At 70.5% G+C, this 26,791-nt stretch carries 24 protein-coding genes; 18 read left to right on the forward strand and 6 right to left on the reverse strand.

The genetic code is table 11. The features are described 5' to 3' along the window. Positions 1-251 precede the first annotated feature (251 nt). Positions 252-2,135: a phosphoenolpyruvate carboxykinase (GTP) gene (locus QIS96_RS30140; RefSeq protein WP_282545969.1), complete on the forward strand. Its 1,884-nt coding sequence runs from the start codon at positions 252-254 to the stop codon at positions 2,133-2,135. 233 nt (positions 2,136-2,368) lie between these two features. Here the strand turns inward: QIS96_RS30140 and QIS96_RS30145 are convergent, their stop codons facing one another. The 4 genes from QIS96_RS30145 to QIS96_RS30160 all read right to left on the reverse strand — a co-directional run bounded on the left by QIS96_RS30145 (position 2,369) and on the right by QIS96_RS30160 (position 7,632). Beyond that, the gene (locus tag QIS96_RS30145; RefSeq protein ID WP_282545970.1) at positions 2,369-2,803 is read right to left on the reverse strand and encodes an SCO4983 family protein; all 435 of its coding nucleotides are present in this window, start codon (positions 2,801-2,803) and stop codon (positions 2,369-2,371) included. Between the two features lie 101 nt (positions 2,804-2,904). Next, positions 2,905-4,116 carry a pyridoxal phosphate-dependent aminotransferase gene (locus tag QIS96_RS30150; RefSeq protein ID WP_282545971.1) on the reverse strand — a complete coding sequence of 404 codons (1,212 nt, stop codon included), beginning with the start codon at positions 4,114-4,116 and terminating at the stop codon, positions 2,905-2,907. Positions 4,117-4,389: 273 nt separating this feature from the next. Then, positions 4,390-6,000: an N-acyl-D-amino-acid deacylase family protein gene (locus QIS96_RS30155; RefSeq protein WP_282545972.1), complete on the reverse strand. Its 1,611-nt coding sequence runs from the start codon at positions 5,998-6,000 to the stop codon at positions 4,390-4,392. 321 nt (positions 6,001-6,321) lie between these two features. Next, entirely contained in the window at positions 6,322-7,632 is a 1,311-nt protein-coding gene (locus QIS96_RS30160) for an amino acid deaminase (protein WP_282545973.1), read from the reverse strand. 236 nt (positions 7,633-7,868) lie between these two features. On the opposite strand from QIS96_RS30160, the gene QIS96_RS30165 reads away from it, so the two are divergent. From QIS96_RS30165 to QIS96_RS30185, 5 genes are all read left to right on the forward strand, one after another. Beyond that, positions 7,869-8,909, forward strand: a complete 1,041-nt coding sequence (locus QIS96_RS30165; RefSeq protein WP_408907284.1) for a sugar kinase — start codon at positions 7,869-7,871, stop codon at positions 8,907-8,909. Further along, complete coding sequence (locus QIS96_RS30170) at positions 8,906-9,664, forward strand: IclR family transcriptional regulator (RefSeq protein WP_282545975.1); 759 nt, start codon at positions 8,906-8,908, stop codon at positions 9,662-9,664. Before QIS96_RS30165 ends, QIS96_RS30170 begins: the two co-directional genes overlap by 4 nt. A gap of 69 nt (positions 9,665-9,733) precedes the next feature. Beyond that, positions 9,734-10,153: a RidA family protein gene (locus QIS96_RS30175; RefSeq protein ID WP_282545976.1), complete on the forward strand. Its 420-nt coding sequence runs from the start codon at positions 9,734-9,736 to the stop codon at positions 10,151-10,153. Positions 10,154-10,294: 141 nt separating this feature from the next. Next, a complete protein-coding gene (locus QIS96_RS30180) occupies positions 10,295-11,779 on the forward strand; it encodes a GntP family permease (RefSeq protein WP_282545977.1) in 1,485 nt (494 codons plus the stop codon). Between the two features lie 73 nt (positions 11,780-11,852). Next, the gene (locus QIS96_RS30185; RefSeq protein WP_282545978.1) at positions 11,853-12,203 is read left to right on the forward strand and encodes a hypothetical protein; all 351 of its coding nucleotides are present in this window, start codon (positions 11,853-11,855) and stop codon (positions 12,201-12,203) included. Between the two features lies 1 nt (position 12,204). On the opposite strand, the gene QIS96_RS30190 is transcribed toward QIS96_RS30185, so the two are convergent. After that, on the reverse strand, positions 12,205-13,542 hold the full coding sequence (locus tag QIS96_RS30190; RefSeq protein WP_282545979.1) for a M14 family metallopeptidase: 1,338 nt from the start codon (positions 13,540-13,542) through the stop codon (positions 12,205-12,207). Positions 13,543-13,780: 238 nt separating this feature from the next. Between QIS96_RS30190 and QIS96_RS30195 the strand changes: the two genes are divergently transcribed. Beyond that, positions 13,781-15,082: an Nramp family divalent metal transporter gene (locus QIS96_RS30195; protein WP_282545980.1), complete on the forward strand. Its 1,302-nt coding sequence runs from the start codon at positions 13,781-13,783 to the stop codon at positions 15,080-15,082. Between the two features lie 721 nt (positions 15,083-15,803). On the opposite strand, the gene QIS96_RS30200 is transcribed toward QIS96_RS30195, so the two are convergent. After that, positions 15,804-16,859 carry a chitinase gene (locus QIS96_RS30200; protein WP_282545981.1) on the reverse strand — a complete coding sequence of 352 codons (1,056 nt, stop codon included), beginning with the start codon at positions 16,857-16,859 and terminating at the stop codon, positions 15,804-15,806. Between the two features lie 250 nt (positions 16,860-17,109). On the opposite strand from QIS96_RS30200, the gene QIS96_RS30205 reads away from it, so the two are divergent. The 11 genes from QIS96_RS30205 to QIS96_RS30255 all read left to right on the forward strand — a co-directional run bounded on the left by QIS96_RS30205 (position 17,110) and on the right by QIS96_RS30255 (position 26,789). Beyond that, positions 17,110-18,060 (forward strand): hypothetical protein, encoded by a 951-nt coding sequence (locus QIS96_RS30205; protein ID WP_282545982.1) that lies wholly within the window; start codon positions 17,110-17,112, stop codon positions 18,058-18,060. A gap of 157 nt (positions 18,061-18,217) precedes the next feature. Continuing rightward, positions 18,218-18,928: a Flp pilus assembly protein CpaB gene (gene cpaB, locus QIS96_RS30210; RefSeq protein ID WP_282545983.1), complete on the forward strand. Its 711-nt coding sequence runs from the start codon at positions 18,218-18,220 to the stop codon at positions 18,926-18,928. 8 nt (positions 18,929-18,936) lie between these two features. After that, entirely contained in the window at positions 18,937-20,646 is a 1,710-nt protein-coding gene (locus tag QIS96_RS30215) for an AAA family ATPase (RefSeq protein WP_282545984.1), read from the forward strand. A 110-nt stretch (positions 20,647-20,756) separates the two neighbouring features. Beyond that, entirely contained in the window at positions 20,757-21,311 is a 555-nt protein-coding gene (locus tag QIS96_RS30220; protein WP_282545985.1) for a TadE/TadG family type IV pilus assembly protein, read from the forward strand. A 48-nt stretch (positions 21,312-21,359) separates the two neighbouring features. Continuing rightward, complete coding sequence (locus QIS96_RS30225; RefSeq protein ID WP_282545986.1) at positions 21,360-22,697, forward strand: CpaF family protein; 1,338 nt, start codon at positions 21,360-21,362, stop codon at positions 22,695-22,697. Between the two features lie 11 nt (positions 22,698-22,708). Then, complete coding sequence (locus QIS96_RS30230) at positions 22,709-23,629, forward strand: type II secretion system F family protein (protein ID WP_282546010.1); 921 nt, start codon at positions 22,709-22,711, stop codon at positions 23,627-23,629. Between the two features lie 14 nt (positions 23,630-23,643). Continuing rightward, positions 23,644-24,534 (forward strand): DUF5936 domain-containing protein, encoded by an 891-nt coding sequence (locus tag QIS96_RS30235; protein ID WP_282546011.1) that lies wholly within the window; start codon positions 23,644-23,646, stop codon positions 24,532-24,534. A 236-nt stretch (positions 24,535-24,770) separates the two neighbouring features. Beyond that, a complete protein-coding gene (locus QIS96_RS30240) occupies positions 24,771-24,971 on the forward strand; it encodes a hypothetical protein (RefSeq protein ID WP_282546012.1) in 201 nt (66 codons plus the stop codon). 35 nt (positions 24,972-25,006) lie between these two features. Continuing rightward, positions 25,007-25,570 (forward strand): pilus assembly protein TadG-related protein, encoded by a 564-nt coding sequence (locus tag QIS96_RS30245; protein WP_282546013.1) that lies wholly within the window; start codon positions 25,007-25,009, stop codon positions 25,568-25,570. Between the two features lie 19 nt (positions 25,571-25,589). Beyond that, positions 25,590-26,165: a hypothetical protein gene (locus tag QIS96_RS30250; RefSeq protein ID WP_282545987.1), complete on the forward strand. Its 576-nt coding sequence runs from the start codon at positions 25,590-25,592 to the stop codon at positions 26,163-26,165. 6 nt (positions 26,166-26,171) lie between these two features. Beyond that, a complete protein-coding gene (locus tag QIS96_RS30255) occupies positions 26,172-26,789 on the forward strand; it encodes an OmpA family protein (protein WP_282545988.1) in 618 nt (205 codons plus the stop codon). Positions 26,790-26,791: the final 2 nt, after the last annotated feature.

Below are 26,791 nucleotides of genomic sequence, written 5' to 3' on the forward strand. Positions count from 1 at the left end.
AGAGCGTTCCCGTCAAGATCGTCCTGAGCAGGATCCGGAGGTGTTACCGCAGGTCCTGGGAGGCCTTGAGCGGGGGTGGTGATGCTCACTTCTGCTCACGTGTGCGACCCTCTGGACATATGGGCACTCGGGTCGGATGATCAAATGAGTGCGGTCGGCACCGGATGAGCAGCCATGACGCATCCGGGTCGCAGCCCCCACGGGGCACAGATGAACACACCCCTCATAAGCCCCCTCATCAAGGAGCGATCGTGGCGCGCGACAACGCGGCTCCCAGCACTGTCCCGACCAACCACCGGGAGCTGATCTCCTGGGTCGAAGAGATCGCCGAGCTCACCCAGCCGGACCGCGTCGTCTGGTGCGACGGCTCCGAGGCCGAGTACGAGCGCCTGGCCGAGGAACTCGTCGCCAAGGGCACGTTCAAGAAACTCGACCCGATCAAGCGACCCAACTCGTACTACGCGGCCTCCGACCCGACGGACGTCGCGCGCGTGGAGGACCGCACCTTCATCTGCTCCGAGAAGGAGGAGGACGCCGGCCCGACCAACCACTGGAAGGACCCCGCGGAGATGCGCGAGGTCTTCCAGGGCAAGGAGGGCAGCGAGAGGGGCGAGGCCGCAGGCCTCTCGGGCAAGGGCGGTGGTGGGCGACGGGAGGGAGTCTTCCGCGGCTCGATGCGCGGCCGCACCATGTACGTGGTGCCGTTCTGCATGGGCCCGCTCGGTTCCCCGCTCTCCGCGATCGGCGTGGAGATCACCGACTCGGCGTACGTCGCGGTGTCGATGCGCACGATGACCCGGATGGGCCAGCCCGTCCTGGACGAGCTCGGCGAGGACGGCTTCTTCGTGAAGGCCGTGCACTCCCTGGGCGCCCCGCTCCAGGAGGGCGAGGCGGACGTCCCGTGGCCGTGCAACCCCACCAAGTACATCTCGCACTTCCCGGAGTCCCGCGAGATCTGGTCGTACGGCTCGGGCTACGGCGGCAACGCGCTGCTCGGCAAGAAGTGCTACGCGCTCCGCATCGCCTCCGTCATGGCGCGCGACGAGGGCTGGCTCGCCGAGCACATGCTGATCCTCAAGCTGACCCCGCCGCAGGGCGAGGCCAAGTACGTCGCGGCGGCGTTCCCCTCGGCCTGCGGCAAGACTAACCTCGCGATGCTGGAGCCCACGATCTCCGGCTGGACGGTCGAGACCATCGGCGACGACATCGCCTGGATGCGCTTCGGCGAGGACGGCCGCCTGTACGCGATCAACCCGGAAGCCGGCTTCTTCGGCGTCGCGCCCGGCACCGGTGAGCACACCAACGCCAACGCGATGAAGACGCTGTGGGGCAACTCGGTCTTCACCAACGTCGCGCTCACGGACGACGGCGACGTGTGGTGGGAGGGCATGACGGAGGAGACTCCGGCGCACCTCACGGACTGGAAGGGCAACGACTGGACGCCCGAGTCCGACGTTCCGGCCGCACACCCCAACGCCCGCTTCACCACGCCGGCTTCGCAGTGCCCGATCATCGCGCCCGAGTGGGAGGACCCGAAGGGCGTGCCGATCTCGGCGATCCTGTTCGGCGGCCGCCGCGCCTCCGCCGTACCGCTGGTGACCGAGTCCTTCGACTGGAACCACGGCGTCTTCCTCGGTGCGAACGTCGCCTCCGAGAAGACCGCCGCGGCCGAGGGCAAGGTCGGCGAGCTTCGCCGCGACCCGTTCGCCATGCTGCCGTTCTGCGGCTACAACATGGGCGACTACATGGGCCACTGGGTCGACGTCGCCAAGGGCAAGGACCAGTCGAAGCTCCCGAAGATCTACTACGTCAACTGGTTCCGCAAGAACGACGCGGGCAAGTTCGTGTGGCCGGGCTTCGGTGAGAACTCCCGCGTCCTGAAGTGGATCGTGGACCGGCTCGACGGCCGCGCGGAGGGTGTGGAGACCCCCATCGGCGTGCTGCCGACGCCCGCGGCGCTCGACACGGAAGGCCTCGAACTGGCCGACGCGGACCTGGAGTTCCTGCTCACGGTCGACAAGGAGGTCTGGCGCGAGGAGGCGGCGCTGGTTCCTGAGCACCTGAACACGTTCGGCGATCACACGCCGAAGGAGCTGTGGGACGAGTACCGGGCGCTCGTGCAGCGCCTGGGCTGATTCTTCAGGGGCCCCGGGCCCCGTTAGGGGCGCGGGGCTGTGACATTTGCGGCTCTGCCGCGTGGGCGCGAGCAACCCACGACAAACCGCAGTCGCATCTGCTCATGCACCACGCAGACGCGACTGCGGCTTTCGTCGCGGCTGAGCGCGCAGTTCCCCGCGCCCCTGGGGCTATCGCCCCTGCGGGGCAGTGGCTCCCGGCCCGTAGCCTCCCCGGCTGCGGGCCGGGGCCGTCAGTGGGCCGCTGCCGGCTCCCGCTCGCGCAGAGCGGCCTCGTGCGCGTCCATCCGCTCCGCGGCGAGGATCGCCGCGGCGGTGTCGGCGCGGGAGGCGGCCACCACCAGGGCGCGGCCGGCGAGGGCGTGGGCGCGCTGGTGCAGGCCGGACAGGTGCGGTTCGTGGATCGCCGCCGCCACCGCGGAGCGCACCGGCGGGTGGCCGCCGCGCAGCCGGGCGATCTGGCGGGCCAGCTGCTCGGCCGCGTCGGTCAGCTCCGTGGCGGGGGCCACCGCGCGCAGCTCGTCCGTGACGGCGAGCAGGGCCGCGAGATGTCCGGCGAGCTGGATGTCCAGCTCCTCCTCGCGGGAGCGGTGCGGGAAGTCCTGCCGCCGGTCGCGTCCACGGGCGGCCATCGTGTGGACCGACTTGCTGCGGATCGGTTCGTACATAGGACGGCCTCCTGAGGTTTCCAGGAAGCCATCCTAGCTTAGATTCAATCTAAAGTTGAGCCGAGTGTGAAGTGGCAGGTCAGGGCTGCGGGTGGGGTCGGTCAGGGCTGCCCGTACCCGTCCAGGAACCTGCCGATCCGGGTGACCGCGTCCGCGAGGTCCGAGGCCTGCGGCAGGGTCACGATGCGGAAGTGGTCGGGCTCCGGCCAGTTGAAGCCGGTGCCGTGCACCACCATGATCTTCTCGGCGCGCAGCAGGTCGAGCACCATCTGCCGGTCGTCCTTGACCTTGTAGACCTTCGGGTCGAGGCGCGGGAACAGATAGAGCGCGCCCTTCGGCTTCACACAGGTCACACCGGGGATCTGGGTGAGCAGCTCGTACGCGGTGTCGCGCTGTTCGAGCAGTCGGCCGCCGGGGAGCACCAGGTCGTTGATCGACTGCCGCCCGGTGAGCGCCGCGACCACGCCGTGCTGGGCCGGCATGTTGGCGCACAGCCGCATATTGGCCAGGATCGTCAGGCCCTCCAGGTACGACTCGGCGTGCGCGCGCGGCCCCGAGATCACCATCCAGCCGGTGCGGTAACCGGCCACGCGGTACGCCTTCGACATGCCGTTGAAGGTCAGCGTGAGCAGGTCGGGGGCGAGGGCGGCGGTCGGGGTGTGGGTGGCGCCGTCGTACAGGATCTTGTCGTAGATCTCGTCCGAGCAGACCAGGAGGTTGTGGCGGCGGGCGATGTCGGTGAGGCCGCGCAGGACGTCGTCGCTGTAGACCGCGCCCGTCGGGTTGTTCGGGTTGATGATCACGAGCGCCTTGGTGCGGTCGGTGATCTTCCGCTCCACGTCGGCGAGATCGGGCATCCAGTCGGACTGCTCGTCGCAGCGGTAGTGCACGGCGGTGCCGCCGGAGAGGGAGACCGCGGCGGTCCACAGCGGGTAGTCCGGGGCCGGTACGAGGACCTCGTCGCCGTCGTCGAGGAGGGCCTGCATGGCCATGACGATCAGCTCGGAGACGCCGTTGCCGATGTAGACGTTCTCCACGTCCGACTCGACGCCGAGGGTCTGGTAGTGCATGACGACCGCGCGGCGGGCCGCGAGCAGACCCTTCGCGTCGCCGTAGCCGTGCGCCGAGCCGACGTTGCGCAGGACGTCCTCGAGGATCTCCGGGGGCGCCTCGAAGCCGAAGGCCGCGGGGTTGCCGGTGTTGAGCTTGAGGATGCGGTGGCCTGCTGCTTCGAGCCGCATCGCCTCCTCGAGAACCGGGCCCCGGATCTCGTAGCAGACGTTCGAGAGCTTCGTCGACTGGATCAGCTGCATGCAGCAACTTTACGAGGGTGTTTCGGGGCGGTGCTCGTGCTTTTCGGCTGACTGGGCTCGGGGGGTGCGCCCCTGCGGGGCGGGGCCTTCCATCGCATGGGTCGGCTGGGGGGTGCGCATGGAATGCCGGGTTCGGGTGGGGGTGTGGGCTTGCGATGAGGGGTTGGGGCAGGGCGAGTGATTTACCCCACCCCGCCCCTTCCCGAAAGCTTGCAGCAGCCTCGGGGGCTCCGCCCCCGGACCCCCGCTCCTCAAACGCCGGAGGGGCTTGTTTTAAGGGGCGCGGCGGATGGCCCGGCCCGCCAGGACGTCTGTGCGCTTGCCGTCCCGCATGACGAACTTGCCGTCGATCAGGACGTGCGGGATGCCGATCGGCAGGGTGCGCGGGGACTCGAAGGTGGAGCCCGCGGCGACCGTGGTCGGGTCGAAGAGGACGAGGTCCGCGCGGTAGCCCTCGCGGACGAGGCCGCGGTCGGGGAGGCGGAGGCGGGCGGCCGGGCGGGAGGTGAGGTGGGCGACGGTCTCTTCCAGGCCGAGGACGCCCAGGTCACGCGCGTACCGGCCGAGGTACTGCGGGAACGTCCCGTACGCCCGCGGGTGCGGCTTGAAGCCCTGCAGGATGCCGTCCGAGCCGCCGGTGTGCACCCGGTGCTGCATGATCGCCTGCACGTTGTCCTCGTGGCCGACGTGCTGGAGGATCGTCGAGCCCAGCTTGTCGTTGATGAGGAGGCGGCGGGCGGTGACCCAGGGCTCCTCGCCGCGCATCTCCGCGGACTGGGCGATGGTCTTGCCGACGCAGGAGGCGAGGCCGGGGTCGGAGACGCCCGAGATCTCGATCGTGTCCCACTCGATGGGCACGCCGTGGCAGCCGTCGGCGCCGATGACCTCCATGTGGTGGCGGATCTTCGCCGCCGTCTCGTCGTCCTGCAGCCGCGCCAGGATCGCGTCGGGCCCGCCCTCGCTCGCCCAGCTCGGCAGCATCGCGACGAGCGTGGTGCAGCCGGGGGTGTACGGGTACGTGTCGAGGCTGATGTCGGCGCCGGAGTCGAGGGCGTCGTCGATGAGCGCGAGCAGGTCCGGGGCCTTGCCCTTGTTCACGCCGAAGTTCATGGTCGCGTGCGCGAGGTGCAGCGCGCAGTCCGCGTCCCGGGTGAGGTCCACCATCTCGCAGTACGCGTCCAGGGCGCCCGCGCCGTACGAGCGGTGGTGCGGGCAGTAGTACCCGTCGTACCGCGCGACGACCCGGCACAGCTCGGCCAGCTCGGAGTCCTTCGCGTACATGCCGGGCGTGTACGTCAGGCCCGAGGACATGCCGACGGCGCCCTGCTCCATGCCCTCGGCGACCAACTGCCGCATCCGGTCCAGCTCTTCGGCCGTGGCGGGGCGGTCGTCCCAGCCGACGGCGTACATCCGGACGGTGCCCTGCGGGATCAGGTACGCGGCGTTCACGGCGATGCCGCGGCCGCCGTGGGCGTGGTCGAGGGCGTCGAGGTAGCCGCCGACGGTGCGCCAGCTGAAGTCGATGTCGGAGCCGTCGCCGTTCCAGCCGGTGATGGCCTGGCGGACCTGGGCGAGGGTGCGGTCGTCGACGGGCGCGTAGCTGAGGCCGTCCTGGCCGATGACTTCCAGGGTCACGCCCTGGGCGGCCTTCGCGCTGTGGTCCGGGTCGCGGAGGAGGGCGAGGTCGCTGTGGGCGTGCATGTCGATGAAGCCGGGGGAGAGGGCGAGGCCGTCGGCGTCGACGGTGCGCTCTCCTGAGGGCCGGGGGCCCTCGCCCTCTTTGCGGATCTCGGCGATCCGGCCGTTGTCGATCGCGATGTCCGCGCGGTACGAGGCGTCGCCGGTGCCGTCGATGACGCGGGCGTCGCGGATGACCAGGTCCATGGGTGCTCTCTGCCTCTCTGGGTTCTTTTCTCCCCTCCCCCGCCCCTTCCCGAAGTCCTCGGCGGACGGCCTCGGGGGGCTCCGCCCCCGGCCCCCGGGCTGTCTTTCGGCTGCCGCGCCGTCGTGGCTGGGCGCGCAGTTCCCCGCGCCCCTGACGGGGCACCCCCCCCAGCCAAAACCAGCCCCTCCGGCGTTTGAGGAGCGGGGGCTGGGGCGGAGCCCCGGTTCGGGAAGGGGCGGGGTGGGGAAGGAAGCCGCCCCGCAGGGGGGGGAGCGGGGGCGTGGGGGTTCGCCCCCGCGGTTCAGGGCGGGTGGGTGGGCTCAGAAGTACGTGCGGATGTAGTCCGTGACCGTGCCGTCGGCCTGGACCAGGGGGATCAGCTGCCACTTGTCGAAGGACGTGCAGGGGTGGGACAGGCCCATGCCGACCCAGTCGCCGACCTCCAGGTCCGCCTCCGGCGTCGTACGGACCCAGCCGTGCTGGTCGGAGAGGCCGGTGACCGTGACACCGGCGGCCTCCCGCACCTCCCCGGAGCGCGCGTCGCGCACGACCTGCGCCTCGGGCAGGTCCAGGTCGTACGCCGCGTCCCGCTTGCCCGCGTTCACGAAGGCCTGCTCGGCGTTGGGGCGGGACACCACCTGGGCCCAGAGGCGGAACGCGGGCTGCAGCGCGCCCTCGTCCGGGACCCGGTTGAACGGGGTGAGGTGCTTGTAGTGGCCGTCGTCGTGCGAGACGTACGCACCGGAGCGGAGCAGCTTGAGGACCGGGACCGAGAGGGACGGGATCTCGGCGAAGACGTCCGCGACCGCGTCGAACCAGGCGCTGCCGCCCGCGCTGACCACGATCTCGTCGAGCCCGGCGAAGCGGCCGGCCTTGTCGAAGTCCGCGGCGAGTCCGGTCAGGCGGCGCAGCCAGGCGTGGACGCGCTCGGGGTCGGCCTGCGGCACCTCGCCCTCGTACCCGGCGACGCCGACCAGGCGCAGCGTGGTCGTGGCCGCCACCGCGTCCGCGACCGCCGCGCACTCGGCCTCGGTGCGCACGCCGGTACGGGCCGTGTCGCCCGCGCCGAGCTCCACCACGACCTCGACGGGGCGTGAGGAGCCCGCCGCGCGCAGGGCCGCGTCCATCAGCTCGACGCCGCGCACGGAGTCCACGTAGCAGATGAAGCGGAAGTCGGGGTCCGCGTCGAGCTCGGCGGCGAGCCAGCGCAGGGCGGCGGCGTCGACCAGCTCGTTGGCGAGGAAGACCCGGCGGACGCCGTACGCGCGCGCCACCCGGACCTGGTGCGGGACGGCGAGCGTGATGCCCCAGGCGCCGTGCTCCTCCTGGCGGGCGAAGAGCTCGGGGGCCATGGAGGTCTTGCCGTGCGGGGCGAAGGCAAGGCCGTGGCGGGTCGAGTAGGTCTCCATGAGGGCGAGGTTGTGCTCGACGCGCTCGGCGGAGAGGGCGAGGACGGGCGTGGTGAAGCCGTCCGTGAAGAGGTTGCGGCGCTGTCCGGCGAGCTCGCCGACGGTCAGTCCCGCGGCGTCCGGGGGCAGCCCCTTGAAGCGGAAGTCGACCCGCTCGTCGGCGAGTTGGGTCCGGGACGTGTGTCCCGCCGCGCGCTGTCCGACTGCGTTGTCGGCTGCCATAGGGGGCCTCCTCAGGGCTGTTCGCAACGGTCCGCTGCCGTTCCTTGGATTGCGTTGCACGCTCTGCAACGGCCATTGCGCATTTCGCTTACTGCTGTCTAACATCCGAGCCAATACCGGGTCAATGGCGCCCGGCCCAGCGTCGAAGGAGAACGAGCGTGCCCACCGTGAACGCGTCAGGGCCCCTCCAGGGGGCGGACCACGTCGGTACCGACGTCGTCTGCCTCGGCGAGTCCATGGTCACGTTCCGGCCTTCCCGCCCCGGGCGGCTCGCCGACGTCCCGTCCTTCGACCGCGGCATCGGCGGCGCGGAGTCCAACGTGGCCTGCACGCTGGCCCTGGCCGGGCATCGGGCACGGTGGGTCAGCCGGGTCGGCGCGGACGGCTTCGGCGAGCACTTGATCTCGGCGATCGGCGCTTGCGGGGTCGATGTCTCGGCCGTCGCCGTGGACCCCTCTCGGCCTACGGGGATCTACTTCCGTACGGCGGGAGAGCGGGCCGTTAATTCAGCCCCTCCGGCGTTTGAGGAGCGGGGTCCGGGGCGGAGCCCCGAGTCCGCAACTGAGCCCACGGCTGAAGTCGCCTACTACCGCGCAGGCTCCGCCGCCTCGGCGATGGCCCCCGGGAACCTGAACCCGGACTCCCTCGCCGACGGCGAGATCCTGCACCTCTCCGGCATCACCGCCGCCCTCTCCGCCGACTGCCTCGCCCTGATGCGGGACCTCACCGCACCCCGGCCGGGTCGGCCCCTCGTCTCCTTCGACGTCAACTACCGCGTCCACCTGTGGGCCGACCCCGCGCAGGCCGGGCCCGTGCTGCTCGACCTGGCGCGCGGCTGCGACCTCGTGTTCGTCGGCGAGGACGAGGCCGAGGCCGCCTGGGGCATCACCGGCGGGCCCGCCGCGATCCGCGCCGCGCTGCCCGAGCCCGCGACCCTCGTCGTCAAGCAGGGCGCCCAGGGCGCGACGGTCTTCAGCGGTACGCAGGCCACGTACGAGCCCTCTCTGAAGGTGGACGTCGTCGCGTCCGTCGGGGCGGGCGACGCCTTCGCCGCCGGGTTCCTCTCCGCCACGCTGCGCGGACTCACCGACTCCGAGCGGCTGCGCCACGGCCACCTGATGGCCGCCGCCGCCCTGCTCGTTCCCGGCGACCTGGGCGCTCCGCCCGCCCGCGCCGAGGCCGACCGGCTCGCCGCGCTGCCGGCCGAGGCGTGGGGGACACTGCGCCTTGGCCCGGACACGATCAAGAACTGGGCCGGGGAGGTAGTGACCACATGAGCCAGACCGTCGACCGGGCGCTGAGCATCCTGCCGCTGCTCGCCGAGGGGCCCGCGGACCTGGGGCAGGTCGCCGAGCGGCTCGACGTCCACAAGTCGACCGCGCTGCGCCTGCTGCGCACCCTGCACGAGCACGGCCTCGTCTACCGCCAGTCGGACCAGCGCTACCGCCTGGGCGCCCGGCTCTTCGCCCTCGCCCAGGAGGCGGTGGAGAACCTGGACGTACGCGAGATCGCCCACCCGCACCTCGTCGAGCTGAACGAGCAGATCGGGCACACCATCCACCTCGCCGTGTACGAGGAGAACGAGGTCCTCTACATCGACAAGGTGGAGAGCCGCTACCCGGTGCGGATGTACTCCCGCATCGGCAAGCCCGTCGCGATCACCGTCGCCGCCGTGGCCAAGCTGCTGCTCGCCGACCTGTCCGAGCCGGAGCGGCGCGCGGTCGCCGAGAAGCTCGACTACCCCATGTACACGGCCCGTTCCATACCGAACGCCGCGGCCTTCCTGAAGGAGCTCGCGACCGTACGGGAACAGGGCTGGGCCACCGACCTCGGTGGCCACGAGGAGTCCATCAACTGCATCGGGGCCCCGATCCGCGGTGCGGACGGAAGGGTCGTCGCCGCCATGTCGGTCTCCGCGCCGAACGTCGTCGTCACCGCTGAGGAACTCCTCACCCTGCTTCCGCAGGTGCGCCGCACCGCGGACGCCATCAGCCGCGAGTACTCGGGCCACACCCCCGGGGGCACCCCCTAGGCCCGTCGACCCGGACCCGACTCGACCGACCCGCTCGCTGTTCAACACCCCTCAGAAAGTAGGCAGTTCATGTCCGAGAAGCTCGAGAAGACCGCCCTCACCCCGGCCACCCACACCACCCCGCCGGCGAAGTTCTCGCACGGTGTGAAGAAGGGCAACATCCTTCAGGTCGCCGGCCAGGTCGGCTTCCTGCCCGCGGAGGAGGGCAAGGCCCCCACCCCGGCCGGCCCGACCCTGCGCGAGCAGACCCTCCAGACCTTCGCCAACGTCAAGGCGATCCTCGAAGAGGGCGGCGCGAGCTGGGACGACGTGATGATGATGCGCGTCTACCTCACGGACGTGGACCACTTCGCCGAGATGAACGCCATCTACAACGAGTACTTCGAGGAGCAGGGCCTCAAGGCCCCCGCCTCCGCGCGTACGACCGTCTACGTCGGCCTCCCCAAGGGCCTCCTCATCGAGATCGACGCCCTGGCCGTCCTCGGCTGACATGCCGTTAGACATGCCGTTAGACATGCCGTTAGACCTTCCGCTCCACCCGAGCGCGGCACGGCGCACCGCACCCCCGGCGCGCCGTGCCGTGACCCCCCGCTCTCCCCAATCCCCCGTTTGGACAATGGAGTTACTCCCATGTTGCCCACGCTGCTCGCCGCCGCCCCGCCCCCCACCGAGCCGCCACCCCACACCGGTGGACTGCTCACCCTGATCGACGGCACCGCCGGACTGCTCACCGTCGCCGTCCTCGGCATCGCCCTGCTGCTCTTCCTGATCATCAAGGTCCGGCTGCAGCCCTTCGTCGCCCTGCTCTCCGTCTCCATCGCCGTGGGACTCGCGGCCGGCCTCTCCGTCACCGAACTCTTCGGCACCGTCCAGAGATCCGACGCCGTCTCGATGATCGAGACCGGTATGGGCGGCATCCTCGGCCATGTCGCGATCATCATCGGTCTCGGCACGATGCTCGGCGCCATACTCGAAGTGTCCGGCGGCGCCGAGGTGTTGAGCTCCCGCCTGCTCGGCCTCTTCGGTGAGAAGCGCGCCCCGCTCGCGATGGGCATGACCGGCCTGATCTTCGGCATCCCCGTCTTCTTCGACGTCGGCATCTTCGTCCTCGCGCCGATCGTCTACGCCGCCGCCAAGCGCTCCGGCAAGTCGATCCTCCTCTACGCGATGCCGCTGCTCGCGGGTCTGTCCATGACCCACGCGTTCCTGCCGCCGCACCCCGGCCCCGTCGCCGCCGCCGGACTGTTCAAGGTCTCGCTCGGCTGGATCATCATCATGGGCATCGTCTGCGGCATCCCCGCGGTCCTCGCCGCCTGGGCGTACTCGACCTGGATCGGCAAGAAGATCTTCGTGCCCGTCCCGCACGACATGCTGGAGGCCACCGAGGAGGCCAAGGCCGCCGTCGCCGCCGAGCGCAAGGAGACCGGCGATGTGAGCAAGGAGAAGCCCGTCGCGCTCTCCACGGTCTTCACCATCATCGGTACGCCGCTGATCCTGATCCTCGCCGCGACGTTCTCCTCGATCGCGCTCGACCCCTCCACGCTGCGCTCGGTCATCGAGTTCTTCGGCCACCCCTTCGTGGCCCTCACGATCGCGCTGCTGCTCGCGTACTACCTGCTCGGCATCCGCCGCGGCTGGCACCGCAAGTCCCTGGAGCAGGTCTCCACCGCCTCCCTGAAGCCGGTCGGCAACATCCTGCTCGTCGTCGGCGCGGGCGGGGTCTTCGGCGCCGTCCTCAAGGGCTCCGGCATCGCGGACGCGCTCGCCGACGCCTTCAACGGCATGGGCCTGCCGGTCATCGTGCTCGCGTACCTGATCTCCGTGGTGCTGCGCGTCGCGCAGGGTTCGGCGACCGTCGCGATCGTCGCCACCGCCGGCATCGTCGTCCCGCTGGTCGAGGGCGGTGGCCACTCGCAGGCCTTCCTCGCCCTGGTCATCATGGCCATCTCGGCCGGCTCGATCTTCGCCTCGCACGTCAACGACGGCGGCTTCTGGATCGTCTCCAAGTACTTCGGCATCTCCGAGCGGGACACGTTGAAGTCCTGGACGGTCCTCGAATCGGTGCTGTCCGTCGCCGGTTTCGCGGTGGCCGCGCTGCTGAGTCTGTTCTTCTAGCCGGGCTCCCACGCACGACAAGCGCCGGACGGGCTGAATCCAGCCCGTCCGGCGCTTGCTTAGAATCGGGGCCATGTCCTTCGGCCCGCCCCCGCCCGCCTACCCTCCGCAGCCCCCGCCCCAGGGGCCGCCCCAGGGCCCGGACTTCCTGGCCAGCGACCGGGGCCGGGCCGTCGTCGTGGACGCGGCCGGGGTCTGCTTCGAGAACTACGGGCACACCGCCGAGTTCGGCTGGGCCGAGATCGGCAACGTCCACTTCACCGGCCAGGGCACCTGCCTGCGCGTCGGCGTGACGCACGCGAGCGGGGCCTTCGTCGAGTGCATGGTGGAGGCCAAGGCGCCGGAGCGGCTGCAGCAGTGGTTCGCCGAGCTCGCCCCGGTCCTCGGGTACTACCTCAACGGCCGTGCGGGGCACGGGGGTTGAGTCACTTGCAGTACTCCTCCTCCTTGCCGATGGAGCGGTACATGCAGTCGGCGTTCTCCAGGAGTTGCAGCACCGCGTCCTTGTTGCGGCTGGTCTCCTTCTCGATCACCTCGTCGGGCGGGTAGAAGCCGCCGCCGCCCTGCGAGGACGGGTACATCTCGAAGGTGTACGCGAAGATCTTCTGGTCGCCCCACAGCCAGTCGTCGATCGAGCCGTCCGTGACGTACAGATCGCTGGACTGCTGCGGCGTGTAGCCGTTGGACTCGGCCATCTTCTCGCCGATCGCCGCGTGCGCGTCCCGGTCGTCCTGGGTCAGGCCCTCGGCGGTGTCGTCGGTGGTCCAGCCGTACGGCCAGAGCACCAGCTCGCTGTACGTGTGGAAGTCGATGGCCGCCTTGATCTGCTGCTTCCCGTCGACCACCCGGCCGCGCACGAAGTCCGCGACGACCTTCGTCTCGGGCGCCGACTCGGCCTCGGCCCCGCGGTACGTCTCCGATCCCGGCTCGTCCGACGAGCCGCCGCAGCAGCCCCACTTGTACGCCCAGTTGCGGTTGAGGTCGGTGCCGGTGGCCGCGCCCTCGTTGGGCTGCCGGTTGAGGCGCCAGCTCTGGTACTCGCCGGTCTTGATGTCGTACTCGCCGCCGTCCGGGTTCACGTCCGGGACGATCCACACCTCGCGCTCGTCCAGCATCTTCGTGACCCGGTCGTCGGAGCCGTACCCGTCGCCGAAGGTCTTGACGAGATACAGCGCCATCTCGACGGTCAGGTGCTCGCGCGCGTGCTGATGGTGCGTGAACAGGACCTCGGGCTCGGCCTCGTCCTCGCCGACCTTGTCGCTCAGCTTCACCGCGATGATGTCCCGGCCCTCGTGGGACTTGCCGATGACCTTCTTGCTGATCAGGTCCGGGTGGGCCTTGATCTGCTCGTCGATCGCCGCGTTCATCTCGTCGTACGTGTGGTACTTCGCGTCCTCGGCCGGGAAGTCCCTCGGCTCGGCCGCCTTGCCGCCGAGCCGCTTCGGCGGACCTGCGAGGGCCTTCAGCTTGTGGCCCTGGGTGCGCAGGAGTTCGGCCTGCGCGGCGGTGGCCGAGACGACCACGGAGTGGTCCCGGGCCTCGTCGACGGAGACGCCGGACGAGGCGATCTTCGTGCGGTCGGCGGCCGTCGACGGGCCGTGGATCTCGTACTGCCTGATCTTCTGGTCGTCGGCCGACGCGGCGGCCTTCGGCTGCGGATCGGCGTCGGGCGGGGCGGCGTTGGCGGTCAGCGGGGCGGCGATCGCCACCGCTATCAGCGCCGCCATGGCGGCGCCGCGTTTGCTGCGTACGCGTAGACGCATGAGCTCTCCTGAAATGTGGGGGGTAGAGCCTGAGTTGGTCTGCTCGCTCTTCCGGGTCCTGCTTGGGGGGTGGTGCTCAGCGGCTCATCGTGGGCCCCTGGCATGGACTGGTCAAGAGGGGTCGGGCGCGGTCAAGGGGGGCCTCGGTGAAAACCCTTGTGCGAACAGCGGGTTCGCGCTTTGGTGACCACGATCACTGACGTACTCGGGGACGAGCCCCGGACGACGGGGAGGCGCCATGGCGGACACCACCGGCAACACCACAAGCAGAGCGGGGGCCATCTCGCAGCCACGCAAGTCGAGTTGGAGGTACATCGGACCTGGCATCGTCGTCGCCGCGACCGGCGTCGGCGCCGGTGACCTGGTGGCCACGCTGATCGCGGGCAGCAAGTTCGGATACACCCTGCTGTGGGCCGCCGTGATCGGCTGCCTCGTGAAGATCTCCCTCGCGGAGGCGGCCGGCCGCTGGCATCTCGCCACCGGCCGCACCCTCTTCGACGGCTGGCAGAGCCTCGGCCGCTGGACGACGGGATACTTCGCGATCTACGTCGTCATCTGGGGCTTCGTCTACGGCGCCACGGCGATGTCGTCCTCGGCCCTGCCGCTCGTCGCGCTCTTCCCCGAGGGGCCCGACCTCAAGGTGTGGGCCATCGGAATGGGCCTGGTCGGCCTCGTCTTCGTCTGGTTCAACAAGTACGCCGTCTTCGAGAAGGCCATGACGGTCCTGATCGGCGTCATGTTCGTGGTCGTCGTCTACGTCGCGATCCGCGTCACGCCCAACCTCGGCGAGGCCTTCGTGGGCCTGGTGCCGGTCCTCCCGGACGGGTCGCTGCTCTACACCCTCGGCCTGATCGGCGGCGTCGGCGGCACCATCACGATGGCGGCGTACGGGTACTGGGTGAACGCCAAGGGCTGGACCGACACCGGCTGGATGAAGGTGATGCGGCTCGACAACCGGGTCGCGTACGTCACCACCGGCATCTTCGTCGTCGCCATGCTGATCGTCGGCGCCGAGCTCCTGCACACCTCCGGACTCGCCCTCACCCAGGGCGACAAGGGCCTCGTCGACCTGGGCGTGATCCTGGAGGACCGGTACGGGGCCGTCACGGCCAAGCTGTTCCTGATCGGCTTCTTCGCCACGTCGTTCTCGTCCCTGATCGGCGTCTGGCACGGCGTGAGCCTGATGTTCGCCGACTTCGTGGGACGGCTGCGGGGCGGGTCCGGCACGGGTGCGGTGGCCGAGGTGGCGACGGGGGAGAGGGAGCGGTCGGGGGCGTTCCGCGGGTACCTGCTGTGGCTGACGTTCCCGCCGATGGCGCTGCTCTGGCTGGACCAGCCGTTCGGGCTCGTGATCGCGTACGGGGTGCTCGGGGCGTTCTTCATGCCGTTCCTCGCCCTGACCCTGATCTGGCTCCTCAACTCCTCGCGGACTCCTGCGGAGTGGCGGAACGGGTGGGTCAGCAACGGGATGTTGGGGGCGGCGGGGTTGTTGTTCATTGTCCTTTGCGTACAGCAGGTCCGAGAGCTCCCCTGGTCGTAACGGGGGGCACGCCCCCCGTCCCCCTGCGTCGGGGCTCCGCCCCGGCCCTTCTCCAGGGGCGGCCCCCGGCCCGTGCATCGGGGCTCCGCCCCCGGGCCGTGCGTTGGGGCTCCGCCCCTGGGCCGTGCGTTGGGGCTCCGCCCCTGGGCCCTTCCCCGGGGCTGTCGCCCCTGGGGCCCGCTTTGGGGGTCCGCCCCCGGGTGGGTGAGGGGCTGGTTTGATCCCCTCCCCGCCCCTTCCCGGCTGTGTCACTTTGCGGCTGCCGCCGCGTGGCCTGCGGACAGCTACGGGGGCTGCGCCCCGGATTCCGGTCGTTGTTCGGGTGCCTGCTTCGTCGTGGCCGGTCGCGCAGTTCCCCGCGCCCCTGTCAGGGGCTTAGCCCCCAGCCCTTGGTTGTTGTTCGGGTGCCTGCTTCGTCGTGGCCGGTCGCGCAGTTCCCCGCGCCTCTGTCAGGGGCTTAGCCCCCAGCCCTTGGTTGTTGTTCGGGTGCCTGCGTCGTTGTGGCCGGTCGCGCAGTTCCCCGCGCCCCTATTGGGGCACTCACCCCGCCTCGCCGCGCCAAATCCAGCCCCCACCCCGCAAAATTCAGCCCCTCCGGGGTTTGAGATGGGGGTCCCCCCTGCTCGAGCGAAGCCGAGAGCTTGGGGGAGGGGGTTCGGGGGCTGGCCCCCGAGGCCCGGCGGCGGTCTTTCGGGAAGGGGCGGGGTGGGGGAGAAGACAGCTACGGGAGGGCGTGGACGTGGGGGCCCACCGTGGTTGACCAGGAACTGCCGGACGCCGCGTCCCAGTTCGTGGACCATGTCATCGCGCCCCGGATGTCCGGGTACGTCTTCGACGGCTTGAACGAGCCGCAACTCGTGCCCTTGGCGAGGCAGTCGAGGGCCGCGTTGACCACGGACGGGTCGACATACCCCCCGCCCGCAGCCTTCGCGGAAGCCGGCGTGCCGAGGCCGACCTGGGACGGGGCGAGGCCGTTCTCCAGCTGGATGCAGGCGAGGCCCGTCAGGAAGTCCACCGTGCCCTGCGAGTAGACCTTGCCGTCGCAGCCCAGCATCGAACCGCTGTTGTAGTACTGCATGTTGACGACGGTCAGGATGTCCTTGATGGCGAGGGCCGTCTTGAAGTACTCGTTCTGCGGCGACTGCATGTCGATCGTCTGAGGCGCCATCGTGATGACGAGGCCGGGTGCTTTTGCGGCCAGGGACTTCAACGCCTGGGACATATAGGTCGAGTTGAGGCCGTTCTCCAGGTCGATGTCGACCCCGTCGAAGCCGTACTCCTGCATCTGCGCGTACACCGAATCCGCGAACGCCGCCGCCGACGCCGCGTCGTTGACCGCGACCGTGCCCTTCTCGCCGCCGACGGACAGGATCACGGACTTGCCCGCGGCCTGCTTCGCCTTGATGTCGGCCTTGAAGGCGTCGACCGTGTAGCCGCCGAGCCCGGCCGAGTCGAGGTTGAACTTCACCTCGCCGGGAGTGCCCGTGGCGTCCGCGAAGGCGACGGCGATGATGTCGTACTCGTCCTGGACGTCGGCCAACTTCTGCACGGTCGCGCCGTTGTTGAAGTTCTGCCAGTACCCGGTCACGGCGTGCTTCGGTACGGCCTCGGCGCCGACGGCGACCTGGAAGCCCGCCTCGTCGACGCCCGCGGCGCCGGCCTGCGTGGCCGTACCGGCGAGAGCGAGCGCGCCCGCGGCGAACGCCGCGACGGTCGCGCCGAGACACCTGTTCCTGACCTTGTGCGTGGAGCGCGTGGAGTGTGTGAAGCGGTGCACTGCTGCCTCCTGTGGGGGATGTATGGGGGAGTTCAGGAGCCGTGCTGGGGCGGTGGCCACCGCTGGTGCTGCCCGTACAAGCTGGTCTAGGCCAATGCGCTTGTCAAGGTCTGGGCCAAGGTCCGGGCCAACGTCCGGGCCAAGGGAAGTCCCCGTGCGGAGTGTTGAGCCGCCTCCGCGCTGGATATGGTGCAGAGGCGGGCGATTGGCCGCATCTGCCGAAGGGAACGGGGTGTGGGGGTGTGGGGAAGTGCCGACCGCGATAGCCGTCACCAGTGCGGACCTCGTGCTGCCGCCGCCCGACGGGCAGACGCCGAACGCCGCCGTGCTCCGGCCGGCCGGCAAAGAGCACACGCTTGAGCACACGCTCGCCGAACTGCAGACCCTGCTCGACCAGCACGGGTACGTGGTCGTCCTGTACCCCGCGTCGCTCCCCGACCGCACCGTGCACCGACTGCACACCGCGCGCGCCCTGTTGGAGTCCGACCGGATCGCGCTGCTCCGCCTCGACCTGCCGCCGCTCGGCCTCGCCACGCTCGCCCTGCAGCTGCGCCAGCTCGCGCTCTGCGACTTCAGCCCCGGCGTGCTCGCCTCCGCCGCCCGGCTCCTGTCGCACTACATCTACGCGGGCGCCCTCCTCGGCTCCGTAGCCAAGCTCGACCGGGTCCCCGTAGGCCTCGGCTCGCACGCCAAGTCCTGGGTCCCCGGCTCGCAGTTCGCGGTCCTCGCCACACCCGCGCCCCAGCTGGTCAAGGTCAGTGGCGGCAACGCCGCCGTCCAGGGCCCGGCCCTGCTCCAGGGCCCCGGATTCGGTACGCAACTCCTCATCGCCCGCAGCCAGTTGAGCTCCGACTGGGTCACCGCGCAGCTCGCCCCCGCCTGGCGCGTGCAGGGCGTCGCCGAGGCGCCGCTACCCGCCGAGTCCGCGCGCTGGTGGGCCACCGGCAAGCTCGTCGAGTTCGCCGCCGCCATCCCCGACATCACCATGCTCTACCAGCTGGTGTCCTCCGTACAGCGCGAGGACTGCCACTGGTGCGGGCTCGAACTCATCGGGGGCCGCTGCGGATTCTGCGCCGCACCGCTGCTCCCGCGCGACCAGCGCACCCGTACGCACGCGGTGGGCCGGCGTGAACTGGCCGAAGGGGGCACGAGGGTGCTCACCCCGGGGCCCGCGCAGGCGAGAAGGGCCATAGGACCTTGATCCCAGCCGCCGTCCCCTGACCCCCGCCGTGCCCGGAGCCGCCGCCCTCCCCTGAGCCGATCAGTCGAAGGGCCGCCGCCCGCCCGGCCGCCGAACCCGCCCGCCTCGCCCCTGCCCGCCCCGCCCGTACCCGTTCTCGATCGAGGTAGTTCGCAGCATGAACTCTCGCCAGCGCCGCGGCGTCATACTCCTGCTCCTGTCGGTCCTGTGCGCCCTCGGCGCCTTCGCCGGGGTGTTCACGGTGATCCGCGACGTGAACTCCAAGGTGGGCCCCGAGGTCTCCGCGTACCGGCTGAAGAGCGACATAGCGCCCTACAAGCCGCTCAGTGCGGGGCAGTTCGAGAAGATCGAGATGCCCGAGCGGTGGCTGTCCGAGAACGCCGTCACCGACCTCGACGACATCCGCGGCAAGATCGCCGTCACCCGGCTCAAGGCAGGGTCCCTGCTGCAGAGCGACATGGTCGTGGACCGGCCCGCCGTCGGCGAGGGCCAGCAGGAGATCGCCATCATGATCGACGCGGCCACCGGCGTGGCGGGCAAGATCACCCCGGGGGCCAAGGTCAACATCTTCGCCACGTTCCAGGGCGAACAGCAGGGCCAGAAGGACCAGTCGAAGGTCATCGTCGAGAACGCCGAGGTCGTCGACGTGGGCAAGCTCACCGCCCTGGAGCCGCGCACGGACGACCGCACCCGCCGCGCCGAGACCGAGGCCGTGCCGATCACCTTCGCCCTGAACACCGCGGACGCCCAACGCGTCGCCTACGCCGAGTCGTTCGCCACCCACGTACGTCTCGCCCTGGTCGGCGGCGGCACCGGAACCCCCGTGTCCGCCGACGACCGGAGCTACACCCTCGACGAGGACAAGTGAGGGCACCCGTGACCACCAGAATCCTCCCGGCCATCGGCGACGCGGACGCCGCGCGCAACCTGACGTCCCTGATCGGCCAGCTCCCCGACGCGGAGCCCGCGCTGCCCGTCACCGACTCGACCGCGCTGCTCGACACCCTCGCGCAGCTCGCCGCCGAGTCGATCGACGAGCTGCCGGAGGTCGTCCTGGTGCACGAGCGCATCGGGCCCGTCCCCGCGCTCGACCTGATCAAGGAGGTCGCCCTCCGTTTTCCGGCCGTCGGCACCGTCCTCATCACCTCCGACGCCAGCGCCGGCCTCTTCTCCGCCGCCATGGACTCCGGCGCCCGCGGCCTCGTCGGACTGCCCCTCGGGTACGAGGAACTGGCGGCCCGCGTGCAGAGCGCCGCGTCCTGGTCCCAGGGCGTACGCCGACACCTCGCCGGCGGGCAGGAGGCGAGCGGCGGCCCCGGCGGCACGGTCGTCACGGTCACCGGCGCCAAGGGCGGCGTCGGCGCTACCCTCACCGCCGTCCAACTCGCCCTCGCCGCCCGCGCGTCGGGCCGCAGCGTCGCCCTGCTCGACCTGGACCTGCAGTCCGGGGACGTCGCCTCCTACCTCGACGTGCAGTTCCGGCGCTCCGTGGTCGACCTCGCCGGGATCGGGGACATCGGCACGCGCGTCCTGCAGGACGCCGTGTTCAGCCACCCCACCGGGCTCGGCCTGCTGCTCGCGCCCGCCGAGGGCGAACGCGGCGAGGAGGTCACCGACCGCGTCGCCCGCCAGGTGATCAGCGCCCTGCGCAACCGGTACGAGGTGGTCGTCGTCGACTGCGGCACCCAGATGAACGGCGCCAACGCCGCCGCCGTCGAACTCGCCGACCGCGCGCTGCTCGTGGTCACACCCGACGTCGTCGCCGTACGGGCCGCCAAGCGCATGGTGCGGATGTGGGACCGGCTGCAGATCCGCAAGGCCGAGGAGACCCTCACCGTGGTCAACCGGAACTCGCGCCTCACCGAGATCCAGTCGCCCCTGGTCGAGCGGATCACCGGCACCCGCGTCGCCCGGACCGTCATCCCCTCCCAGTACAAGGAGCTCCAGGCCGCCGTCGACGCGGGCCGGATGCAGGACCTCGACAGCCGCTCCACGGTCAAGCAGGCCCTGTGGGGCCTCGCCGCCGAACTCGGCCTGCTCGCGGGCGCGTCCGGGTCCGCGTCAGGGGCGGGGTCCGGTTCCGGCTCCGGCTCCGGGCGTAAGGCGCTCACCCGATTCCAGGGCGACCGGGGCGCGCTCGGGCCGTTCGGTCCCTTCCGCCGCCGGGCCGCCGACGGCAGCCGGTCCTTCGACGGCAGCCGGTCCTTCGACGACAAGGGCGCCGCCACCCTTGAGTTCGCCGGGCTCGCCCCGCTGATCCTCGCCGTGGTCGCGCTCCTCTGGCAGTGCGTCCTCTTCGGCTACACCTGGTCCCTCGCCGGGAACGCCGCGGACGAGGGCGCCCGCGCGGGGGCGGTCGCGGCCGTACGCGGGGACGACCCGGCGAGCGCCTGCGCGGATGCCGCCCGAGCGCACCTGCCGAGTGCCTGGGAGGGGAGCTTCAGCCCGTCCTGCGGTACGTCGGGAGGTGTGTACCAGGCCCATGTGGAGGTCGACGTACCGCTGTTCCTGCCGGGCTTCGACGCCGGCTGGCACGTGAGCGGGGACGCGGGGGCGGCACAGGAGGGCGGGGAGGACGCGGAATGAGGGCGTCCGGTGTTTGTGGTGCTGGTGCTGGTGCTGGTGCTGGTGCTGGTGCTGGTGCTGGTGCGGCCGACCGTTGTGTGGCCGGCACCTGTGTGGCCGGGACCCGTGTGATGGCTGACCTCTGTGTGGCCGGCACCTGTGTGGCCGGGGCCCATGTGCTCAGCGCACATGTGCCTGGCCCCCATGTGGTCGGCCCACATGTGGTCGACCCCTATGTGCCCGGCAGACATAGCTCCGGCACACATAGCTCCGACCCACATAGCTCCAGCACCCATAGGCCCAGCACCCATACCCCCGGCCTACGCACCCTCCTCCGTACCCGCCTCCGCGATGACCGAGGCGCGATCCTCCTGGAGTTCACCGGCTTCCTGCCGACCCTGCTGCTCGTCGGGCTGGCGGTGATCCAACTCGGCCTGGTCGGCTACTCGTTCCAGCAGGCCGGTTCCGGTGCGCGCGCCGCCGCCCGCGCCGAGGCCCTGGAGCCGGGTGCGGGTCAGGGCGCCGCCGACGCCGCGATGAGCGCCTGGTACGAGCCGCAGGTCGCCGTCGGCGGGACCGAACTCGTCCGTGCCGAGGTCACCGTGGACATCCCGACCCTGGTGCCGTTCGTCGACCTGGGCTGGACGGCGACCCGCACCGTCACCATGCCCGCCGACGAGGACTGACCGCGCCGTGGGCACGCAGACCGCGGACCGAGAAGGAGTGAGTACGCGATGAGCCTGAGGTCCCGTATGGCCCCGCCCGAGGAGGTCGGGCCGGGCCACGAGGACGACCACATCGTCGCCGCGTACCGGTCGAAGCTCCTGGAGGAGATCGACCTCGCCGAGATGTCGAGCCTCGCCGCCGCCGACCGCCGCGCCCGCCTGGAGCGGGTGCTCGGCCACATCATCAGCCGCGAGGGCCCGGTCCTGTCGACCGTGCAGCGCTCCCAGCTGATCCGCCGCGTCGTCGACGAGGCGCTCGGACTCGGCGTACTCGAACCGCTCCTCGAAGACGCCTCCATCACCGAGATCATGGTCAACGGGCCCGACGCGATCTTCGTCGAGCGCTCGGGCCGGGTCGAGCAACTGCCGCTCCGCTTCGCCTCGCAGGAGCAGCTGATGCAGACCATCGAGCGGATCGTGTCGACCGTGAACCGCCGCGTCGACGAGTCCACGCCGATGGTCGACGCCCGCCTGCCCTCCGGCGAGCGCGTCAACGTGATCATCCCGCCGCTCAGCCTGACCGGGCCGACCCTGACGATCCGCCGCTTCCCGCGCGCGTACAGGCTGAGCGAGCTCATCGACCTCGGCACGCTCGACCAGCCGATGCTGATGCTGCTCAGCAGCTTCGTACGGGCCCGCTTCAACGTGATCGTCGCGGGCGGCACCGGCACCGGCAAGACCACGCTCCTCAACGCCCTCTCGGCGCTGATCCCCGAGCACGAACGCATCATCACCATCGAGGACTCCGCGGAGCTGCGGCTCCAACAGGCCCACGTCATCTGCCTCGAATCGCGTCCGCCGAACGTCGAGGGCAAGGGCCAGATCACCATCCGCGACCTGGTCCGCAACAGCCTGCGCATGCGGCCCGACCGGATCATCGTGGGCGAGGTCCGCGGCGGCGAGACCCTCGACATGCTGCAGGCCATGTCCACAGGGCACGACGGCTCGCTCGCCACGGTGCACGCCAACTCCGCCGAGGACGCCCTGATGCGGCTGCAGACCCTCGGCTCCATGTCCAACGTGGACGTGCCGTTCGAGGCGCTGCGCGACCAGATCAACTCGGCCGTGGACGTGGTCGCCCAGCTGACCCGGTTCGCCGACGGCTCCCGCAAGATCACCGAGATCTCGCTGCTCGTCTCGCACGGCCGCGAGCCCTTCAGGACGGTCCCGGTGGCCCGCTTCGCCCCGGCCCCGATCGGCTCCGACCGGATCGTCCGCGGCACGTTCGAGCATCTGCCGCTGCCCCGCCGCGTCGCCGACCGCCTCTATCTCGCGGCGGAGCCGATCCCGCCCTCGTACGGGGTCATAGACGGCGTCGACGTCCTGAACGCGAGGGAGACCCCGTGAGCCCCCTGGTGATGCCGGCCCTCGGCGCCACGCTCCTGTGCGGCGTGCTCGCCGTCGCCGGAGTCCACTCGTACGCCTCCGGAAGGGCCCAACGGCAGGCGCTCGTCGACCGGTTGACGGACGACGGGCCGCTGCCGCTAGGCCGGCAGCGGCGCTTCACGACCGTCGACCGGCGCCTGCGCGGCACCCGGGTCGGCCGCCGTATCCAGCTGAAGCTGGCGGCCACCGGGCTCGACGTCACGCCCGGCGAGTTCTTCGTCTACCTGCTCGTGGGCGCGGCGGCGCTGTGGCTGCTCGCGGGGGCGCTGCTCGCCCCGTTCTTCGGCCCGATCGCGGCCGTGGCGGCGGTGGGCGGGGCGAACGCGTTCCTCAACTGGCAGCACCAGAAGCGCATCGAGGCCTTCATCAACCAGCTGCCCGACCTGGCCCGGCTGCTCGCCAACGGCACCTCGGCGGGCCTCGCCCTGCGTACCTCGCTCGCGATGGCCGCGGAGGAGCTGGAGGCCCCGGCGGGCGAGGAGCTGACGGTCGTCTCCAACCAGCTGTCGGTCGGCCGCTCCATCGACGACGCGCTCGGCGAGCTGGCGGAACGGCTGCCGTCCCGCGAACTGAGCGTCCTGGTGACGACGTTGATCCTCTCCAACAAGGCGGGCGGCACCATCGTCGACAGCCTGCGCAACCTCACGCAGACCCTGGAGGAGCGCAAGGAGACCCGGCGGGAGGTCCGCACGATGCTCTCCGAGGTCAACGCCACCGCGTTCACCATCCCGTGCCTCGGCATCGGCGCCATGCTGATGCTGAACGCCATGAACGACGGCGCCCTCGCCAAGGTCACCGGCTCGCCGCTCGGCCAGATCCTGATCCTTCTCTCCCTCGGCCTGTACGCGGCCGGGTTCGTCGTCATCCGCCGCCTCGGCAAGATCGAAGTGTGAGGGCCTGAGCTGTGATCTGGGCACTGCTGCCGGCCGTCCTCCTCGCCCTGTCCGTCCTGGGCGCCTTCATCGGCGTACGCATGTACCGCGCGGAGACGAAACTCCCCGACGACCTGGCCCTCGCGCTGGAGGTGGGCTCCTCGCGCGTCTCGGCCGCCGACTCCGCCGTGGACCGCCTCGGCATGCGCTTCGCCCCGGCCGTGCTCCGCCTCATGGGCCCGAAACGGGTCGACGCCAAGCGCCGCAAGATCGACCAGGCGGGCAACCCGGGCGGCCTCACGGTCGACCGGTACGCGGCCCGGCGCGCCGTCTACGGCATCTTCGGCGCGCTCTGCGCCCTGTCCCTGTTCGGCGGCGGCGTCCCCCTCCTCGGGTTCTGCGCGCTCGCCTTCGGCCTGTTCGCCGCCGACGCGCTGATCTGGCAGGCGGTCCGGGAGCGCAAGGACCAGATCGAACGCATACTTCCGGACTTTCTCGATGTACTGGCCGTCGTCGTCTCCGCAGGACTCGGCTTCCGCCAGGCCCTGGAACGCGTCGCGGACCGCTACGAGGGTCCGTGGGCGGACGAACTCTCCATCACCCTGCGCCAGATGGACATGGGCGTCTCCCGCCGCCAGGCCTTCGAGGAACTGCGCAGACGCAACACCAGCGAACAGGTCAGCCAGTTCGTGACGGCCCTCCAGCAGGGCGAGGAGCTGGGCGCCCCCATCGCCGAGACGCTGATCCAGATCGCCGCCGACATGCGCCGCACCGACGCCCAGAACGCCCGCCGCCGGGCCGCCAAAACGGTCCCCAAAACCACGCTCGTCACCCTGATCTTCATGGTCCCGGCGACGCTGATCCTCATCGTGTGCGGAATGTTCCTCGGCTCGGACACGGACTTCTTCTCGGTCCTCGGAGGCTGAGCGTGTCTCGAATCGGCATCAACTCCCGGAAGCCGCTTCGCGGTTGCAACGCGTTGTGCGACAGTCTTGCCGAGCGTCGTCTCTGCGAGGCGGATCCGGGGAGGGGGCCGCGATGAAGCCAACGGCACACACCCGTGACCGGAGTTGGCCCAAGGCCCCCTCTGGAAAACGCCGGTTTTCGGCGTACGTTTCTCCTGTACGGGCGAAGTGGGCCCGAGGGGCCGGAGGGGAAGACCATGTCGAGGATCCGCACCTGGAAGAGCGCGGTCATCGCGCGCATGCGCGGCAGAACATCCGACGCGGGGGCGGGGTTCGTCGAGTACGCGGGGCTGCTGATTCTGATTGCGGCGATCGTCACTGCGGTTATGGGGTTGGGGTTGGACGACACCATCTCGACCGCGATCAGCGACGCCGTCGACGAAATCACCGGCAACTAGTCGCCGCCCGCCTGCAGGGGGACCAGGGCTCAACCATCCCCTTGTACATATGGCTCGTCACGGTCCTGCTCTTCGTCGCTTTCGTCTTCTTCGTCTTCGCGAAGGGGACTGTGGCGCGCAACGGTGCCCAGTCCGCAGCCGACGCTGCGGCGCTCGCGGCCGCCCAGGAGGTACGGGACGAGCTGACGGACGGATTCCTCGACGGCGTTGAATCGGGAGGCTGGGAGAACTGGCTCGGCGGCGACGAGTTCCTCGGCGACGGCCGGGCCGCGGCCACCGACCTGGCGGCTGCGAACGAGTCGACTCTTACCGGTCTCGACGTCGGCTCGCTGAATGGAAAACCTTCCTTCGAAGCACGAGTCGAAACCGATTACACCGTCGGCGAGTCCCTGATTCCCGGTACGGAAAACACCCGTGCCAAGGCCGGAGCGACCGCTGTGATCGAACCCCGCTGCACCATCGACCTGGACGTCGACCCGTCGAAGGAAGTGAAGTTCACCTGCGACGGCAGCGGAGACTGGGAGATTGATCCGAAGGACCCGGGGGATGTCGAACTCCCCGAGGCCAAGGACCTGTTCGCTGTCCACCTGGCCGACTGATGTCTACGAAGGAGTCTCGATGAAGGCCCGAAGGGCTCTGGCCGCTGCGGCGCTCGCGACCGGCCTGGTACTGACTATGGCCGGCTGCGGCACCGAGGGCGACGGCGGGAAGAAGACGAGCTCGGAGTCGAACGCGTCGCCCGAGGGCGGGGACGCCAAGCAGGAGGACAAGCCTCAGGAGCCCGCCGAGGACAAGGTATTGGCCGAGGTGACCGGCGCGGATGACATCACGCTGGTCATCAACTCGGCTGTCCGCGACGACGGCGGATTCCTCACTGTCTCCGGAACGGTCCGCAACGACGGCAGCAGCCGCTGGATCGCACCCTCGTGGCGCGGCGACGAGAAGGAGCTCTCCGGCAACGGCCAGTCCATGGCCGGAGCGACACTCGTCGACCAGGCCGGGAAGAAGCGATACCTGATCCTTCGGGACACCGAAGGCCACTGTCTGTGCACCCAGTTCACGGGAGGGGTGAAGGGCGGCGAGTCGGCGACCTGGTACGCCCAATTCCCCGCCCCACCCCAATCCACCACAGACATCACGTTCCAGATCGCGGACATGCCCCCCGCCGACATCAAGATCACCGAGGGCGAGTGATCGCCCATGCCCGTATCGAGGAACCGCACCCTCACCGCCCTGACCCTGACCCTCCTCGCCGCAGCGACCCTCACCGGTACCGCGTACGCCGACGACGAGCCCAGTGTGCCGCCCGGATCGGTGACGAGTGAGCCGCCGCCGGAGGTGGACCCGAGTGCGCCGGGGCTGAAGCTCGCCGACGGGGCGAAGCTCGCACCGGCCAAGGTCCTTGACATCAAGTCCGTCGTCGAGGACATGGGCGGCGCCGAACGCCGCGAGGACACCAACACCGACGTGAAGTTCGCGCTGCAGGCCGAAGTGCTGTTCCCGAAGGACAGCGCGAAGCTCAACCCCGAGGCGGGCGCGCGGATCCGGGCGATCGCCGAGGAGATCAAGGCGCAGGACTCGACGAAGGTCCGCGTCTTCGGCTTCACGGACGACCTGGGCACGTACGCGCACGGCAAGAAGCTCTCCAAGGAGCGCGCCGACGCCGTGCACGACCAGCTCAGCAAGGACCTGGGCCCGGAGATCACCTTCGAGGTGCGCGGCTACAGCGAGGACTACCCGATCGCCGACAACTCCTCGGAGGAGGGCCGCAAGAAGAACCGCCGCGTCGAGGTGTCCTTCCCGCGCGGCACGGAGTGAGG

The organism is Streptomyces cavernicola (genome assembly GCF_029968035.1).
In the GTDB taxonomy this organism is placed as follows: Bacteria; Actinomycetota; Actinomycetes; order Streptomycetales; family Streptomycetaceae; genus Streptomyces; species Streptomyces cavernicola.